At 59.7% G+C, this 17734-nt stretch carries 11 protein-coding genes; 4 read left to right on the top strand and 7 right to left on the bottom strand.

What is annotated here, in order from left to right; genetic code table 11:
- Positions 1–85: 85 nt before the first annotated feature.
- The 3 genes from ETAA8_RS30300 to ETAA8_RS30290 form a co-directional block, all read right to left on the bottom strand.
- Complete coding sequence (locus tag ETAA8_RS30300; protein ID WP_145097875.1) at positions 86–1018, bottom strand: ABC transporter ATP-binding protein; 933 nt, start codon at positions 1016–1018, stop codon at positions 86–88.
- Positions 1019–1030: 12 nt separating this feature from the next.
- Entirely contained in the window at positions 1031–3256 is a 2226-nt protein-coding gene (locus ETAA8_RS30295; RefSeq protein ID WP_145097872.1) for a hypothetical protein, read from the bottom strand.
- 205 nt (positions 3257–3461) lie between these two features.
- On the bottom strand, positions 3462–6122 hold the full coding sequence (locus ETAA8_RS30290; protein WP_145097870.1) for a zinc-dependent metalloprotease: 2661 nt from the start codon (positions 6120–6122) through the stop codon (positions 3462–3464).
- A 357-nt stretch (positions 6123–6479) separates the two neighbouring features.
- Here ETAA8_RS30290 and ETAA8_RS30285 point away from each other — a divergent pair, with 357 nt between their 5' ends.
- Positions 6480–7487, top strand: coding sequence for a phosphotransferase enzyme family protein (locus tag ETAA8_RS30285; RefSeq protein ID WP_145097867.1), 1008 nt, complete (start codon positions 6480–6482; stop codon positions 7485–7487).
- 19 nt (positions 7488–7506) lie between these two features.
- Here ETAA8_RS30285 and ETAA8_RS30280 read toward each other — a convergent pair whose 3' ends face one another.
- The 4 genes from ETAA8_RS30280 to ETAA8_RS30265 all read right to left on the bottom strand — a co-directional run bounded on the left by ETAA8_RS30280 (position 7507) and on the right by ETAA8_RS30265 (position 12556).
- Complete coding sequence (locus tag ETAA8_RS30280) at positions 7507–8466, bottom strand: hypothetical protein (RefSeq protein WP_145097864.1); 960 nt, start codon at positions 8464–8466, stop codon at positions 7507–7509.
- A 258-nt stretch (positions 8467–8724) separates the two neighbouring features.
- Positions 8725–10146, bottom strand: a complete 1422-nt coding sequence (gene selA, locus ETAA8_RS30275; protein WP_145097861.1) for an L-seryl-tRNA(Sec) selenium transferase — start codon at positions 10144–10146, stop codon at positions 8725–8727.
- Between the two features lie 197 nt (positions 10147–10343).
- Positions 10344–11741 (bottom strand): zf-HC2 domain-containing protein, encoded by a 1398-nt coding sequence (locus ETAA8_RS30270; protein WP_238397835.1) that lies wholly within the window; start codon positions 11739–11741, stop codon positions 10344–10346.
- Between the two features lie 212 nt (positions 11742–11953).
- Positions 11954–12556, bottom strand: a complete 603-nt coding sequence (locus tag ETAA8_RS30265) for an RNA polymerase sigma factor (RefSeq protein WP_145097856.1) — start codon at positions 12554–12556, stop codon at positions 11954–11956.
- A gap of 207 nt (positions 12557–12763) precedes the next feature.
- Here ETAA8_RS30265 and ETAA8_RS30260 point away from each other — a divergent pair, with 207 nt between their 5' ends.
- The 3 genes from ETAA8_RS30260 to ETAA8_RS30250 all read left to right on the top strand — a co-directional run bounded on the left by ETAA8_RS30260 (position 12764) and on the right by ETAA8_RS30250 (position 17634).
- Positions 12764–14167 (top strand): hypothetical protein, encoded by a 1404-nt coding sequence (locus tag ETAA8_RS30260; RefSeq protein ID WP_145097853.1) that lies wholly within the window; start codon positions 12764–12766, stop codon positions 14165–14167.
- Positions 14168–14370: 203 nt separating this feature from the next.
- Positions 14371–16575, top strand: a complete 2205-nt coding sequence (locus ETAA8_RS30255) for an HlyD family efflux transporter periplasmic adaptor subunit (protein ID WP_145097850.1) — start codon at positions 14371–14373, stop codon at positions 16573–16575.
- Positions 16576–16584: 9 nt separating this feature from the next.
- Positions 16585–17634: an efflux RND transporter periplasmic adaptor subunit gene (locus tag ETAA8_RS30250; RefSeq protein ID WP_145097847.1), complete on the top strand. Its 1050-nt coding sequence runs from the start codon at positions 16585–16587 to the stop codon at positions 17632–17634.
- Positions 17635–17734: the final 100 nt, after the last annotated feature.

Raw genomic sequence — 17734 nt, 5'->3', positions numbered from 1 at the left:
AACCCCCTGTTTGAATCCAGAATTTAGAAGGCAGAATGAAGAACCAGGAAAGGAAGTACGGGTTGGGTCGCCAGGTGCGAAATCGTTACGTACGTACGCCCAGCCCTTTGGTCAGCAGCATGAAAGCGGACTCAAGGTTGACTTCTTCCTCGCGGAATAGCTTGAGGGGAAAGCCCGCCGAGATCAAGAGTGTGGAGAGTTCGGCGTACTCTTCGATGCCTTCTCGCAGTGTGACCGTCAATAACGGAGGGGTTAAGTCGACACTCTCGACAAGTCGGTTTTCTCGCAGTTTGTTTGCGGCCGCCTGCTGATCGCCGGCCACTTCAATGTGCAGCACAACCCGCGGACGAACCTTCTTAATGACGTCGGCTACGGTGCCGTTAAAGCCCATCACGCCGCGGTCGATGATGCCGACCTTATTACACATATCGGCCAGTTCCGGCAAAATATGGCTGCTGACCATGATCGTTTTGCCTTGCTCGCCCAAGCGCCGCAGGACCGCGCGCATTTCGATCCGCGCTCGCGGATCGAGCCCGCTGAGGGGTTCATCGAGCAGCAGCACTTGCGGTTCGTGCAGCAGCACGCGGGCCAGACCCAGACGCTGCGTTTGACCGCGCGACAGAGTGCTGGCGAAGGCGTCGCGCTTGAAATCGAGATCGACGAGGGCCAGTTTCTCGTTGCAGACTTCGCGGCGCTTGGCACCCGAGATGCGATAAGCGGCGGCGAAGAACTCGAGGTACTCGATCACTTTCATATCGTCGTACACACCGAAGAAATCGGGCATGTAACCGACGAGACGGCGAATCTCTTTGGGCTCGCGATAAATCGAATGACCGCAAACGTAAGCTTCGCCCGACGATGGCTGCAACAGCGTGGCGAGGATCTTCATCGTCGTTGTCTTGCCCGCACCGTTGGGGCCGATAAAGCCGAATAGATCGCCAGCTTGGAGATCCAGGTTGATATCCTGAATCGCATACAACTCATCGTATTTTTTCGTCAGATCGACGGTCTTAATCATGGCAAGCTAAGGTCAAGGCGAGAGTGATTTCGAGGAGGCGGTCGTCGTATCGGTTTCGCGATCTTGCACAGGCCAGACCAGGCGATACCAGGTCCAGGTTTGCGCCTGCAATTCATCGGCCCGCAAACCTTCGAGGGGGAGCGAAGCCGTGGGAGATTCGGCCCGCCCCATGAGGACCGCGCGGCCGCTCCGTACATGCTGGCTGAGATCGATCTGGGGCTGAAAGCGATGGCTCATGCCGGTGTACTTGGGGCCGTGAACCGCATCGTGCAACATTAGCATGTGCATGATCCGGGTCAGGTCGGTGTCGGTCGGGTTCCACGGCGTCGAGAGGTCTTTGGTGTCGATCACTTGTCGGCGCTGCAGGCGCGATTCCAGATTCAGCGCCGTCAGCGAACTGAGTTGCAACTTTTGTCCCGGCTCGAGCGCTTCGAGACGATAAAGCCACTCACCGCTGGCCAGCAAGCAGTCGCTCAGTTTGATGGGCAGCGGGTTCGTTAGTTCGCCAGCTAGATGTCCGTAGGTGTTGTACCGCAGCGGCGTCAGATCGGGTGTGAAGGTCGCCTTGCCCCACCAGCGGGCCGAGAGAGCTTTGGAACTGGCCGTGCGAAGTGGCAAGCCATCGATGACCGAAATGCGTCCCGGTGGTGAAATCAAATAAGGAGTCGACGCGTCGAGGGCCACTTGCGGCGAAGCCAGGCCCCCCAGTCCCGCGCCGGGAAGTCCTTGCCAGTCGGCCACGCCTTGCACTTCTTGCCACAGTTCGCCGCTGCCTTGGACACGCAGCGAGAGTTGAGCGCTGCGGGCATGTGGCGAATAGAGATGCGTCCAGAGCGTGCCGCGAACCAGATTCTGGCTGATATCGATATCGACAACTTCCACCTGATTGATGCGAGTCAAGTTGCCGTGCGCCGAGCGGCCCAGCAACCACGTCCCCAGGCAGAAGGCGAGACAAACCAGCGGGAACGTAACCCAAGTGATGGTGCGCGGCAGATTCAAGTAATTGATGACGAAGTAGTCGGCGGGGCCGATGAGCAGCAGCAGCAAGATGGCGACCATCGCAACGGCTGTGAAACTGACGACCGTGACGCCGGGAAATTGATCGAGCACCGCGCGCAACTGGCCGACGAGATCGTCGTAGCCCAGATGTGTGATCGAGTTACTGCGGGCTGCGGCCAGGTTATCGGCCGCCGGTCCACCCAGTTGCAGCACGCGGGCTACAAAGCGGCTATGCCCTTTCCACTCGAGCAGCGTGGGATGATCGAGTTCCAATGCGATAAAGGTCACTTGCCCGAAGCCCTGCATCTGCCGCAGGATCAATGGTGGATTGCCTGCCTGACCACCTTGCTCCAGTTCCACGCGCGCCGTGTTCTTCGCCAGTTTTACCACTGCGGGCCGGCGATCATCGGCCAGCAGGCGGCGGGGGAACTCGGCACCTGAATAGTTGGCAAGCCCCGTCACTTCGCGCAGCGAATCGAGCGACTCGAAGTTGCCCGGTGCGAACTTGGAAAATGGTCGCGTTGGGGCCAGCAACTCCGGAGCCTTGGTTCCCATCGACAGAATCAGCTTGCCGCCGAGGAGGACCCATTTCTCGAGTGCTTCGATTTGTGGCGGTGTCAGGTCATCCGCAATGCCGGCCGGACTGGCAATTAGCAGAATACGTTCGACACCTTCATAACCCCACACTCGATCCGGTAGCTCGTTGGCCTGCTTCACACCCGCGAGCAGGAACGAAACTTCTTCGGGGCGCTTCACCAGGTTCACGGCGGCTGCAATTCCCTGATCGGGACCGATGGTGACCAGCAGTTCGCGCGTGGCTTTTTGCGGTGGCGAAATGTTAAGCCGCTGGGACCAGAGAACCTGGTCTTCATCGGGCCGGCGGAGTTGCAAGTGCCACTCGCTACGCTGTGGACCAGCCTTGGCATACAACCGCACGGTCGTTGTGGCGTTCGCCGCGAGGTCAATCACGCCCGAATCGTCGGCCGGGTAAATGACCGGCACTCCGTCGCCATCTTCAGTGAGCAAGTCGAGCCGACCTTGAGCGCCCTCTGGTCCGGCCTTCAATCGCAGGACGAATTGGGTCCAGAAACCCGCTTTATAAACGCCATCGAAACCGGCAACGACAGATTCAATCGCCAGGCGATCGGCAGCCAGCGCTGGTGATGGACTACTCGCAACCGCGCAGCAACAGGCGAGGAGTAAAAGGAGCAGCCGCCAAACGTGAGAGGACCAAAGCATCCTGCCAGAATAACTGGCCGGGCTCACCGGGAGAATGGGCGGTAAATGCCCGGGCTGGCTGTTTCCGCCGAGTCGGCGGCTAATGTGAAGTTTGTGTTTACCCGCAGGTGACAAATTGTGCCGCGTAAAGCAAAAACCCGGCCAGCTGAACGGAATCAACTGGCCGGGTGAATTGGTTGCTTTACCCGCTGAGAAGCGAACGTAACTACGGCGAGTTGAGGCTCAACCGTGCTTCGAGCACCTTCTGGATGCGGGCCGAAGTTTCCTGCAGATGGGCCCGGCTATAGACATCGAGCTTGCCGGTCATCTCGGCGTTCTCCAGCACCTTCTTGATCTTGCCTTGCAGATCGCCCAACTGCATGTACGCAACCGTTTGGCAATCTTGGGGAGCACCGGTGTTGCCCATTGCCATTTGCGAGAGGCTCTTCAGGTACGACCGCTGCAAGTTACGACGCAAGCTGGTGATGGCAGGTTTTCGATTGGTGTACTCGCCTTCCTTAAGTCCCTCGACGTCGCTGAAGATGCTCTTGGTCAGCCGATCGAGCAGTTCGGCCGTGGTCACCACGTCAGCATCAGGCGAAGCCTTCAGTTCGGCGTCGTGCATCCGCTCCAGCGTGATCGACGAGAGCAACTGCGCCAGGACTCGCTCTTGCCACATCAGCACAAAATCGTGCACGCCAAAGTCTTTGCGTACCGATGGCGAGACGCCCCAGTGCGACCAGTTCGACCAACCCAACTGATTGTAGATTTCCGGTGGGAAGGCAAACGGCTTATCGCTGAACAGGTTCTTATCGAGCAGGTCGAGGACTTCACGCTGCAGCTTGGCGTCGACGAGTTGAATCGGCGGCTTGGCGTTCTTGTCACCCTTGTGGCTGCGGCTGGTCTTCAAACCACCAACTTGCCGCGAAGCAAAGAACATCGACTGTCCCGCTTGAGCCACGACGATATTGAATGTGCGGCGAGCCTGGGTGTAGTCGTCTCCTTCGGCCGTGGTCCGTTCGACGAGCCCCGGAATCAGGTCTTGCACCATCTTCAGGCGATGCTTGGCAAAGTCGATCGGATTGGCCCCGAGGTCGAACCGGTTGCTATCCGGATCGGGATCGATGCCCCGCGTATCTTCGTCAGTCGAATAGGCAAGCGTGGCTTCGCCACTGCGCGACGCGATCTTCTTCAACTCGGCCACTTCACCTTGCACGCCGCCCGAAAGTGGCTTGTAACCGTATTCAATGGCCCACATGTCGTAAGGGCCGACGGTCGTGGGATAGTAGTCACCTTGCTTTTCGCCCTTGCCCACGATGTTCGCCGGGTTGTAATCCATCACCGAGGCAACCATCGCGCCCCCCGATTTTGTCGGGTCGTTCAGGTCTTTCAAGCTCAGCCATTTGCTGGCCTTGAAGTTGTGCCGCAGGCCGAGCGTGTGCCCGACTTCGTGCATCGTCACTTCTTTCAGAGCTTGGGTGATGAACTTTTCGGTATTTTCCGGAGCAGCCTTCGGATCGGCAGCGAGAATCGCCGCTGCGCCGGAAGCCAACTGCATGCTCATGCCGCGGCTCAAGGCACAATCGGGCATCAGGCCCGTGCGTGTATCGAACAGCACGCTGGGCTTGTTTTCGGTCGGACGAAGGTCAAGCTCGCCACCCGTCATGGCGGCCACTGTGGCCGGCGTGAAGGTTTCGTACTCTTCTTTCCAGAAGGTCAAAAAGTCGGCATCGAAGATGATATCGGCGTCGAGAATCTGACCCGTGTATGGATTGGTCCGTGAGGGGCCCATGGCAAAGCCCGCGTTCGAAGTGATCCAGCGGAACGTGTTGTAGTTGATATCTTCTGGATCCCACGTGGCATTGTCGGGCTGACGTTCGACAACAATTGCATTCACAAAGCCAGCAGCTTCGAAGGCTTTGTTCCACTCGTAAATGCCGTCGTAAATCGCCTTCTCGTACTTATAGGGAACGGTCTTCTCGATCCAAAACTTGATCGGCTTGACCGGCGGCGACAGTTTGGCTGTAGCATCCGACTTTTGCAGATCCCAGCGATTGATGTAGCGCACGAACTGTTCGCGATTGCTCTTGCTCGAGAAATCTTTCACGGCTGTGAGAAAATAACCGACGCGGTCATCGGCCAGGCGTGGCTGATAGGACGACGTTTGGGGAATCTTGCTCAGCGAGTAGTGAACGTTGATCGTCACGCCGCGGCTATCGGGAACGGTATCGATTTCTGCACTGCCACTCGACGCATAGGTCGCGGCCACTTCGAGTTCCATGTTGTTTTCGAAACCCTTCACCGCCGCCCACGAACTCTTGCTGGGCGAGAAGACGAAGCCCGGCAACACCTGGCCAATTTGTGGCAGGTCGCTCATGAAGACTTGCGTCAGATCGACCAGGTCGCCACCCTTGGGCCCTTTGACCGTGGCCGGAATGCTGAACAGCACGCTATCGGTATAGGCATTGCGAACCGCGCGAGCTTCGGGCGAGTTGCTGGTCGCCTTGAAGCGGACATTCTTGCGGATGATGTGAACGTTCTCGTCCACTTTGCGGAACTGCCACACCCAGTCGTCGCCGAAGCCCCAACTCATGCCCCCCAACAGCGGACCTTGCGAAATGCCGCGCGAGATCGAAATCAGCACGATGTATTCGGAGCTATAGTCGCCGGGCATCAACTCGACGAAAAGGTTGTTCCCTTTTTGATGCAACTGCAACAGCCCGCTGACCGCTTTCGCGTCCTTCAGCAATGCAGCATGAGGTGGTGCCGCGGGAGCAGCCGGTTTCTCGGCGGGCTTCTCTTGAGCACTGGTCACATCGACCGGCAGGAAAAACGATAAAGCTGTCGCCACTGAGCACAGAGTGCCAGCCAGAATCCGTCGAAGCATGTGAATCACTCGCTTTTGCCGCAACCCTACAAGTCAGCGATGAGCCGCTTGTCAGCGATTGCGAATCAAGATTTTTGGATAAACCAACTCGTATACCGACCCCTCAGCGACCGTTAAATATACCCCAGCCGTTTCACTTTGCCATTTTCCTACGGCGATTCCGTCGAAATGGTTGCACTCTAGGTCGCTGCTGCAGTGGAAGTTTCAGCAAATTACTAAGTTTTGTGCCTCGAACGACGGTTTTGGTTGCCTGATTCGCCCGACCGGCACAATCTTCGCTATTTCCGGTGGGATAGCTGCCTTCCGTGGGATAGGCTTCTAGCCTGTCATCTGCAGTTCTTCACAGGCTGGAAGCCTATGCCACGAATGGACGATTCCGCCGCACTTACCGCCCTTAGTATCTTTAGGGGCAGCGCCACAAAATTCCAGTTGCAACGGCTGGGGCGCGAAGGTTTTAGCGGGTCATCCGTGTGGCGGGTCACCGCGCCCGATGCCGAGTCGCTCTGTCTTAAGCGCTGGCCGGCCAGTCATCCGTCTCCTGCCCGATTGCCGTGGATCCATCACGTCTTGCAGCACGCTCGCGGGCAGGGGATGACTTTCCTCCCCGAACCGCAAATCACGCCACAGGGAGCCACCATCTGCGACGTGGCGGGCAGCACCTGGGAACTTATGACCTGGTTGCCGGGCTCGGCCGACTATCAGCAAAACCCGTCGCCGGCGCGACTTCGCTCCGCGTTTCGCACTCTGGCTCTGTTCCACCATGCGACCTCGGTCTTCGCGACTGCCTACATGTCCCAGGCCAGCTTCGCCCGCACGACGCCCGCCCTGGATGAGAGAATTGCCCGCTGGAAGGAACTACAGGGCCAGATTGGCGAAATCAGCGCTGCCGTTCAAGCCAGACCAATCCCCGCCATCGACGACCTGGCTCAGCAATGGCTCGCGCGCAAATCCACCCTGCCGCCGAACGACCTGCAACAGCTCCGCGCGGCCAACCAGCTTAAGCCGTTTCTTCAGCCGGTGGTTCGCGATTTGTGGAGCGATCACGTGCTGTTTACCGGTGACGAAGTGACCGGCTTCATCGATTTTGGTGCCATGCGACCCGATACGCGGCTCACCGACATCGCCCGCCTCATCGGCAGCCTGGCGGGAGACAATCTCGCAGAGCGAACTGCCGCTCTCTCGGCCTACGCAGAGATTCGCCCCCTCAGCGCGCGCGAACGACAACTGGTCGACTTGCTTGACCGCACCGGCACGCTCCTTGCCGGCTGGAATTGGCTCGACTGGTTGTACGTCGAGCAGCGGGAGTTCACTTCGTTACCTGCCGTCCGCGGTCGACTCACTCATTTGCTGCAGCGAATAACGTGATTCAGATTGCCGCGATTAGCTAGCGGCGCGGCGGTGCCATTTCCTCGCCCCGGCGCGAGCGCGAGCGGAACCAGCGCTTGCGAGCGGGAGAAGCTTCTTCGACCGGTTCGCTGCCGACGCCATAGTCGATCAGTTCGAGCGTGCTGCGACGATTGACGACCTGCGCGTCGTCCAGTTCTTGGGCCGAATGCGAAACCACGCCCCCTGGTACATCGGGCGATTGAACTTCCATGGTGAGTGTCGATCCCGACGCCAGCTTGCGCGTCGTTTTGACATACGCGACCGAACGCAACTGCCCGAGAATGCGATAGGGCAAGTTCGTGGCAATCACTTCGACGCGTGTCGTCTGCGGCTTTGCTTCGGCTGCCGTCAGCGTGACGATCGATTCGCGTTTAAGCACGTACGGAAAACTGGTGTCGCAGTAATAGACGACCGATTGCCGCCGCTCCCCTTGCTGCTCGGTCACTACCTGGCGAATCTCGCACGGCATGCTCTTGCCATTCAGTTCAACCTCGGCTGTGCCCACTTTACGCACGCCAGTTGGTGACTCACTTAAGTCCCCCCAATAGCTAAGCCGTGCCACTTGCGGCGGCCGAGCAAAGCGTTTGCCCTCAACCTGCACGGTAACTTCCACCTGGAGCGAATAGTCGTGATCGCTCGCTTCAATGAGCGTGGTCTTGGTTTCTGTGACCGAATTGCCGGTCGACTTCCCATTGGCATCGAGTGTTTCCGAAGTCACCCGCACCGACTTCCACGAACCGAGCGGAAAGCGTCCCCAGGGATGCGCTTCAGGCGGTAGCTGTGGTTCGCCGCGCGCTGCCGCGGGCTTAGCTGTCTCGGCTGGCGAGGCAGGCAGTGGTGCTGCCTCGAGCCGGGGGACATCGGGCCGCAGAATGACGGGACGAACCTCTTCTTGCGCGCCAAGCCAACTGCCGAGCAGGCAGGCGGCCAATAGCGGAAGTAAGAGGTATCGCTTCATCGGGTGGTAAATCAAGGTGTGCAATCGCGCGTGGCAGCCAGGTGAAAGCCTGCCAACCAATCTACGAGTTTACCCAACGGGAGGGTTCGATTCGATGGTTTTTTGCCAACTTCTCGAATCTGTAGCCACTTGCTGGCAGGCCAATTTTAGAAGCTTTGCCGGTTAAATCGATTAATACCGGCCCCGTAGCTCAGTCACTCCGTGACTGAGTCTCGCAACCGAAAGAGGTGCGAGTCAGGGAATGACTCGCCCACAGGTCTACACCGGAGCGGGCTCTTTCGCTTCTTTCGCGCGCGAAAGCTGTTCCACTGCCAGCACGATCTGTTGATCCTCGCGCGGTGCAACGCAGCGCAAGTCGAGCCACACGCGATCGCCCTGTAGCCGCGCAACAACAGCTGGCGTTGTGGCAGCCAAGGCAGCCAACAGCTCGCTGGCATTCCGTTGTGCGCTTTGCAGCGATAGGCCCCAAGTGCTCATGCGCTCGCGTGGCAACTTCGCACCGGTGAGAAAAGCCTCGCCAGGAAAGACTTCGACCGCTCTCAACGCCGGCGATGCCGCCAACTGCGGCGCGAGTCGTTCGCAGCGATGCTTCAGGTTATCGGCCGACGTGGCCAGTAGTGCGAGCAGAGGAATCGACCGCTCGCAGGTGTTCGCGGTTCCCTCCGTCCCGCTGCGGTAGAGTTCCAGGGTCGATTCGAGCGCTGCCAGAGTCAACTTGTCGGCAGCAGTTGCTGGAAACAGCGGATGTTCGGCCAGTCGCGAAATGAAGTTGCTCCGCCCGACAATCAGGCCGCACGAGGGGCCGCCAAGCAATCCATCGCCACGCACGATGACGGCCGTAGCACCGGCTTGCAACGTTTCCTTCACCGTGGGTTGCTTGAGCAGGCCGAACGAACTGCAATCGTTCAAGCCACCAAATCCCAAGTCGACGACAACCGGCAGCGAACGCTTGTTCGCCCAACCGATGGCAGTTGCCACATCGAGCACTTCGTGATTGCCGGCCACTTCAAAGGCCAGCCCTTGCTGCCAGAACAAAAATGCACTTCGTTCAGAAGCGCCGGCACTCAAATCATCGGCGTGCAAATGATTCGTCGAGCCGCACTCGCGCAATTGTCCCCCTGCGGCCGTTACCAATTCATACGACCGCGTGCCATCGGCACTGCTCGCCAATTGACAACGAGGCACCAAGACTTCGCGCCCGCAGGCAGAAGCCTTCGTCACCAGAGACAGGGCCAGCGCCGCATTGTTCGTCACGACCGCCGCTTCGCAACCGGTCAGCTGTTGCAGCAGTTCTTCGATGCGCGACCCGCGCCCCGCCAGATTGCGACTAGTAGCCCGCGAGTAGCCACCGGCCGCTTCGCGCAGGGCCAACATTGCTTCGTCAGCCAGCGGCGCGGAGCCCAACTCAGGATGCAAGACAAGTCCCGTCGCATTAATCACTGCGCGAACTCCCGCGTGTTCTTGGCGAATAATCCACTGCGCAATTTGCTCGGCCAGTGCCGTGGGCGAAGGGATTTGCCGCTGCGAGACGGCCGTCTGCAGGTCTTGCCGCATACCGTCGACAAACGACCGCACACTGCTCATGACTCGCGTCGGGTTGACCCGTTCGACGAGCGATTTCAGCGGTGGACTCTCGAGCAATTCGTTAATCGACGGAAAATTTCCCAGCACGGTCGGCATTGCCGCCCTCCTGTCGGAAGAGATTGAACTCTTTCGAGACTAACCCGCGACCACCCCGACCGCAATGCTGCTGGCACCAACTACGAGCGTTTGGATCGAGCGCCTTTGATGAAAACGAGCAGCGAAAACCATCGCAGGCAGGTCCCGCGAATTGACGGTCGAACCAAACGCGCGCATTCAAACCACTCGACGTATTCTCACTCCTCCGTCACGCGCAGCCGGTGAGTGGGGTATTGGTCACGATGCGCGGCCCACCAGGCGCGCCAATCGGCGAGGGCTGTTGTTTGCAATTCGTCGGGCTCGGCCTGCCATTGGTCTGGCGAACAGTTCATGTTGAGCGCGGTAAGTCGGTAGAGAGTTGCCGCCGCCAACTGCCGCACATAGGCCTCACGGTCGGCGAGCAGGTCGATCAAGTCAGGAATCAGCCAGACAGGGGCGAGGTCAGCTGTCAGGCGCATGGCGGCCGACCGGCGCATGGGATCGCTGGCGGCGAGTGGCGACTGAATGAACCGCACCAAAGGCAAGACGGCGTGCTCGCCGAGCGCCCGAATCTCTTGCTCGTACAGAGTCGATATTTTTGCTCGGCCAATCAGCGCCAGGAGCGTATTCACTCGCTCGTTCAGTTCGGCATTGTCGGGCCCGCGCGCGAGCATCAGCGGTTGCATCCAGCGCGTGGAGGTCAGCGGGTCGACGTGGTTGGCCGGTGTGCTCACCTGGCCGTTCGAGATTTCAGCTACCTGCCCCGGTTTAAGCTGTTGCTGCCCGCTGGCGGTGCTGACTTTGATTTCGCCAGCAGCATTGACCACCTGCACCTGGCCCGATTCGCGAATGCCTGTCATTACGCACGACGGACCGACGCACCAGAGGGTGGACTGCGGGCCACCCAATGCCACCGACGAACCTGGTTGGCTGGTAGACGCCACGCGCACTTCCAGCGAAGCTTCGCCCGGCGAACGACACCAGACTTGTCCCTGATTGAGTTGAATCGAACTCGATCCCAGCAACTTCACTTCCGTCTGGTCGTTCAAGCGAATCACGCTGCCGTCTTCCGTCTTCAGCTCGCATTGCACGTTCGAAGTCGTCCTCAGTCGGCTGTCGCTGGGGCAGGCAAAGTATTTGATTTTCGGATCGACTGCGATCCAGTCTTGCTGCACGTCATCAAACCGCTCGACACGCCCGGTAGCTGCAACCAGATGTGCCACTGGCGGTTCCACTTGGGGTATCTCGGGCACTTTCACAACCGGCGGCATTTCAAGTTTCGCGGGCCTGCGCTGGAGCGGCAGCGCGAGGGCGAGGAAGTAGCCAGCGGCTGTGGCCAGCAGCACGAGCGCCCAAGCTTGCCAGGGAAGATCTAGTCCACTCGTCAGGGCTTTCGCTTCAACTAGCCCCGCCGTTGCACGCTGGGCCACGCGCTGGGTAGCCGCTTGATCGGTGAGGGCCGATCGCAGGAGAGGATCGTCGTGACTGACACCCGCCAGCAAGGCCTGGCAATCGGCGCAGTCCGACACATGCGCTTCAAGCTCGCTCGCCTGCCCATCATCCGTTTCGCTCGCCAGCCAGGCCGTCAGCTGGTGTTGAAAGTCGGCACAGTTCATGGTCACTCACTACTCCCTCACGCCCAAACACTTACCGCCATCACTGTTCTTCCCACCTAACCCGACGCGTTAGCGAGGGGACTTTCTGAATCGACGTTCACTCGCTGCTGACCACCTATTTTGAATTCCCCTCGCTGACACGTCGGGCTAAGTAATTGTTGGTGGGGCTCGTTTCACTCGGCCCACCCGACGCCTGCTTCGCCTCACAACATTCAGGTTCTCTCCCCAATTCGTTGTTTGCTCTCTGTTGCCTTAGTCACCAGCTCGTCCGTCGCACCCAGTCGTTGTCGCAGCAGCGCCCGTGCCTTGGTCAGCCGCAAATTGATTGTTGCCCGCGACGTACCCAGGAACTGCGCTAAGTCGTCATAGGTCAGCCGGTCACTGTAGTAGAGCCACAACGTTTCTCGATAGGCGGCCGGCAACTCGTCGACCGCAGCCCGCAGTCGCTGGCAATCTTCGGCCCGTTCGGCAGTGGTCTCGACCGAGTCGTCGTGACTCACGGGATCGAACTGCGCCGCGGGAGTATCGAGCGACGAAAATGGCCTTTGCGACGTTTGTTTCGCCTTCCGCCAATCGAGACAAGCCCGCACGGCAATGCCTCGCAGCCAAGGACCGAACTTCTCGGGATCGTGCAAAGTTGCCAGGGCTTGGAGACCGCGCACCAGCGACTCTTGCGCGAGATCTTCGGCAGCTTCCAACGAGCCAACATGTGCCCGGCACACGGCCAGCACTCGCGCAGACCAGCGCTGCACCAACTCGGCGTAAGCAGCCAAGCGGCCGGCCAGCGTCTGGCGGACCAGTTCGCCATCGGTCATGCGATTTGCCGTGGCATAGGCTTCCAGCCTGTGAAATGGCGGAAATATCTGACAGGCAGGTTGCCTATCCCACTGTTAGACGACCAGCGGGAAATTGTTACTAGCGAGAATTCTTTTTCGCCGGGCGGCTACTAACAACGTCCACTGAATCTACTTCCTAAGTGCTGGACCGCGGAAATGCAAATTCGCTGGCAAAGGAGAACGGTCATGAAACGTTGGCTCGGAATGGTCTTGTGTTTGCTGGTGGTCGGCGCAATTGCCTGGACCTGGAACCGCGGTGGAGGGCGCGCCAGCCTGCTGGGCGATGCTGTCGCCGGCGATGTTCCGCCCACCGAGGCCGCGCCGGACTCACTCATTGTGCATGAATGGGGCACGTTCACGACTTATTCGGGCTCGGACGGAGGCAAGCTGGAGTTTCGCCCCTTGTTCGACGATGACCTGCCGCCGTTCGTGCTCGATCGCTCGCTCGGCAGCAACCCATTTAGCAAGCTCAGTTATCGGGCCTTGGTGCGAATGGAAACGCCGATCACCTACTTCTACACTGATCGCCCGCGTGACGTCCGCGCCCGCGTCCGCTTTCCGAAGGGTTTGCTCACTGAGTTCTATCCACCCGTCGCAGAAATGTCCCCGCCGCCTCAGGCGGGTCACGTGGATTCTAGCGCTGGATCGTCACTCGACTGGGGCACCATTCGCCTGATTCCCGAATCTCACTTGCGGCCGCAATTGGCCGATAGTCGGCTGGCGAAAGTGATCGAGCAACGGACATCTGCGGCCTTGCCACCGGCCACCGATTACAACAATCACTATGCCTATGCGCGGCAAACTGATTCCGCGCTGGTTCATGTCCAGCGCGCGCCCGATCCGAATCGCGTGTTTGTGCCGCACGGCGATTTTTTTGAGAAGTTTCTATTCTATCGCGGCCTCGGAGATTTCAAATTGCCGCTGCGCGTATCAGTCGACAAGCAGGGCCTGGCACTAGTGCAGAATCATGGCACCGACAATATCGGCTGGTTGATGCTGCTGGATGTGGTGGACAAGCAAGTTCGTTTTACAGTACTCGCTGGCTTGCAGGCCGGCCAAGAGCAGACGATGAGCCTGCCCAAGGAATACTCCGACCACGAGTCGATGATCGCCAGCCTAACGGAAGCGCTGGTGGGAACCGGTCTCTATCGCCGCGAAGCCGAAGCGATGGTGAATACGTGGCGCTCGTCGTGGTTTGGCGAACAGGGAACGCGGCTGTTGTACTTCGTGCCGAAGCGCCTGACCGATGAACTGCTGCCGCTGGAAATTGAACCTCGCCCCGCAGAAACCGTCCGCGTGCTTGTCGGCCGCATGGACGTGATGACTCCCGCGGACGAGCAAAAAATTACGAAGCTGGTGCAAGCGAGCGCAAAGGCGCGAGCGAAGTATCTGGAGGACTATCACGCAGGCGTCATTCCGCCAGGAACGCCATATCCGATCCCCGCTGAGATTCGCCAGTTGGGCCGCCTGGCCGAGCCGGCACTGGCCCGCGTGCAGCACGCCTCGAACAATCTGGACCTGAGCAACGAAGCAGGCGCCTTGATGAAAGGATTGCAGGCCGCCATGGAGGCCGAAGCCGCGAGAAAGTAGCCGCGGCCAGTCACACAATGCCAGCACTAAAGGTAGGGTGGTCCGAGTGAAACGAGGCCCACCACGAACGACTTTCGTCGACGCTGTTCTCAGCTACTAGCTGTCAGCCTGCTATCAAATCTCACTTGCTCGCCACCCGAAAGTTCTGATCGTGGCAAGCTGTAACGCTAGTAGCGGGCGTAAGGGCAGAGAAGAGTCTGCCGATGCCGAAGGAAGAATGGGGCCCGAGCGCGCTTGGGCAAGCACCTTCCTCGCGAGACTTTGCAAGCATTATGTCGCTGGCACCTCCGCAGTCGTCGTCAAGCTTTCCGCTTCCCAAGCAGCCCGTTCTGGCTGGATCGGTGGCTGTGGCCCAGACCGGCGGGACCGAAGGTGTTGACCCCTCGCTCCTCACCGATACGCGTAACGAAATTCGCCAACTGGTGAATGAAGTGGCGCAGTTGGCAGCTTCGGATGCTACGGCCAAGGAGTTCTACGAAGGTTTTTTGTCGCGCGTGCTGGCCGCGATGGCAGCCGTCGGCGGCGCGGTCTGGATCAAGCAGGGGGACGGACTGCAACTCGCCTATCATGCGAACTTGCCTGCCACGGGACTGGCCGCGAATCAGGAATTACCGGCGCATCAAGGTTTGCTTCGCCGCGTGGCCGAGACAAAGCAAGCCCTCATCGTGCCACCCCATGCTGCCGGTGCGGCAGGGAGTCAAGCACCGGATAACCCCACGCAGCACTTGCTGGTGCTCGCGCCGCTGATGCTCGAAAACGAGACTCAGGCAGTCGTCGAAGTTTTTCAGCGGGCCGGTGGTGGACCAACGACGCAGCGCGGCTACTTGCGCTTCCTGGTGCAAATGGCCGAACTGGCCGGCGACTTCTTGAAAACGCAGCACTTGCGGCAACTGCGCGATCGCCAGGCTGTCTGGCAACAACTCGAGCAGTTTGTCCTGGCGATTCATCGTTCGCTGGAGTTGCTGCCCACCGCTTATGCCATTGTGAACGAAGGGCGGCGCATCGCGGGCTGCGATCGCGTATCGCTCATCCTGTGGAAGCAAGGTCGCTGCGAAGTGCTCGCCATCAGCGGGCTCGATTCGCTCGACCGCCGCGCGGTGCAAGTGAAGCGACTAGCCGAGTTGACCCGCTGTGTGCTCAAAGCGCGCGAACCACTCTTGTACACGCACGATAGCCGCGATACGCCACCGCAAATCGAAGCGGCCCTGCAAGGCTATCTCGATCAGGCGCACGCACGCTTACTCGGCGTAATCCCGCTCACCATTCAACCCGCTAAGACCGACCAGCCTGTGCGGGCCAGCGAGTTGCCGATCATCGGTGCGTTGATTGTCGAACAACTTTCTGATGATCGCCCGGCGAGCGACCTCGCTTCGCGCGTCGACCTTGTTGCTCAGCATAGCGCTTCAGCGCTCGCTGCCGTACTGTCGCATCAGAGCGTGCTGTTTCTACCGCTGTGGAAAGCCCTGGGCAGTCTCGGCGCGGTGGCTTCGCTGCGAGCATTGCCCAAAACCGCAGCGGTGCTCATCCTGCTCGTTGGTGTCATCGCCGCTTTATTCTTAGTGCCAGCTGATTTCGAAGTGGCCGCGCGCGGCAAGTTGCAACCGGCCGATCGGCGCGAAGTCTTCGCGCAGATTTCCGGCGTCGTCGATAAGCTCGCTGTCCGGCACGGCGACTTCGTGCAAGCGGGACAACCGCTCGTCGAGCTCTCGAGTCACGATCTCGAAGAACAACTCACCACCATCCTGGGCGAGCAAAGCACCGTCGTCGAACAGATTGCCGCTACCGAACGGGCACTGCTCGATAATCGGAGCGGGCAGGGAACTCGCCTGACCGCGGCGGATGAAAATCGCCTGGCCGCAGAGCTGCTCGAATTGCGACAAAGGGCGAGCAATCTCGAGCGCGAACTGGCCCTGTTTCGCCAAAAACAGCAGCAGTTGCTCGTTGTCGCGCCGGCAGCGGGGCAGGTCGTCACGTGGAAAGTCGAACAGCAGTTACTCCATCGCCCGGTCGAACGTGGTCAGGCACTCCTTTCTCTCGCCGATCCCGCTGGTCCTTGGGAACTCGAGCTGTATGTACCTGAGCGCCGCCTGAAGCACCTCGCAGCAGCCCAAGCGATGAAGCCCGGCAAGGCAGACCGCCAGCCGCTGGAAGTGACGTTCACGCTGGCCAGTCATCCGGGCATGACATTCCGCGGGCAAGTGGTCGAGATCGAACACACGGCGCAGGTGCGCGGCGACGAGGGGAACACGATCCTCGTGCGCGTGCAAGTCGATAAGTCGCAGTTGCCTGACCTGCACGACCAGGTGACGGTTACAGGCAAACTCTATTGCGGCGAACGTTCGCTGGGTTTTGTTTGGTTCTGCGACTTGCTCGAAACCGTGCAATCGCAAGTTCTGTTTTGGTTGTAGGAGTCGCCAGTGCCAATCACGAATTCCTTTTTTCGCTATGCCATCGTCGCTGCTGGACTGAGCGGCGCGACAGCGCTAGCGCTGTATGCAGCGCCGCCGAATCGCCCGCTCTTGTCCCTGCCGGGTCAGGTGCCGGCACTCGGCAATCCGCTGGGTGTCGCGCCCAGCGAGTCGCCCGTCGCCGGCAATGTCCCCGCGCCGATTCGCTCGACTTTCGGCATCACGCCATCGCAGTCGGTGAATGGCCAGGTGCAAATCTCGCACTGCCTGGTGTCGCTTATTGAAGATGTGCAAGTGCCCGCGAAAGAAGCAGGCGCGCTGGTGAACGTGGCCGTCACTGAAGGGGACTACGTGCGCGTCGGCCAGGTTCTCGCGCAGATCGACGATCGCCAGTCGCAATTGCAAAAGATGGCCGCGATTCAAGACCGCGATGCTGCGCTCGCCAAGGCCAACGACGATATTGAAGTTCGCTTCGCCGAGGCCTCGTTCGAAGTTACGACCGCCGAACTCGATCGCGCGCTGGGCATCGAAAAACGCAATTCAGGCGCGGTCACTGCTGCGGATATTCAAAAGCTGCGCCTCGCGAAGAAGCGCGACGAACTGGGCATCGATCGCAGCAAACTGGAAATGAAAATCGCCCACATGGGTGCCGAAGTGAAGCAAGCGGCCGTCGATGCTGCTGATGAGGGAATTGCCCGGCGAAAAATCATCTCGCCCATTGATGGCCTGGTAATTGGGCTGTTTCACGAAAAGGGTGAATGGGTCAACATCGGCGAGCCTGTGCTGCAAATCGTCCGCGTCGACCGTCTGCGCGTGGAAGGATTTCTCTCGGCCAGCGAAGTAGGTCCTGAAAGCATCGCGGGCAAGCCGGTGAATGTCGAAGTAACACTTGCTCAAGGCCGCACCGCGCAACTGGCTGGCACCGTTACGTTCATCAGCCCGCTCGTCCAAGCGGGAAACAAGTATCGCGTCCGGGCCGAGGTGCAAAATCGCAGCGAACAAGGCCACCCTGTTCTTCGCCCTGGCATGACCGCCACCATGTTCATCGCCACGCACTAGTCCCATCCTTACTCCCTCTCCTCGGTACTCCGGGGAGAGGGTTGGGGTGAGGGGCTGACTCGCAGCCGCGCTTGGACATCGCATAAATCTAACCCATGCC

Origin of the sequence: Anatilimnocola aggregata, assembly GCF_007747655.1 — a bacterium.
Taxonomy (GTDB): Bacteria; Planctomycetota; Planctomycetia; order Pirellulales; family Pirellulaceae; genus Anatilimnocola; species Anatilimnocola aggregata.
This window is presented reverse-complemented; position numbering and strand designations above follow the sequence as displayed.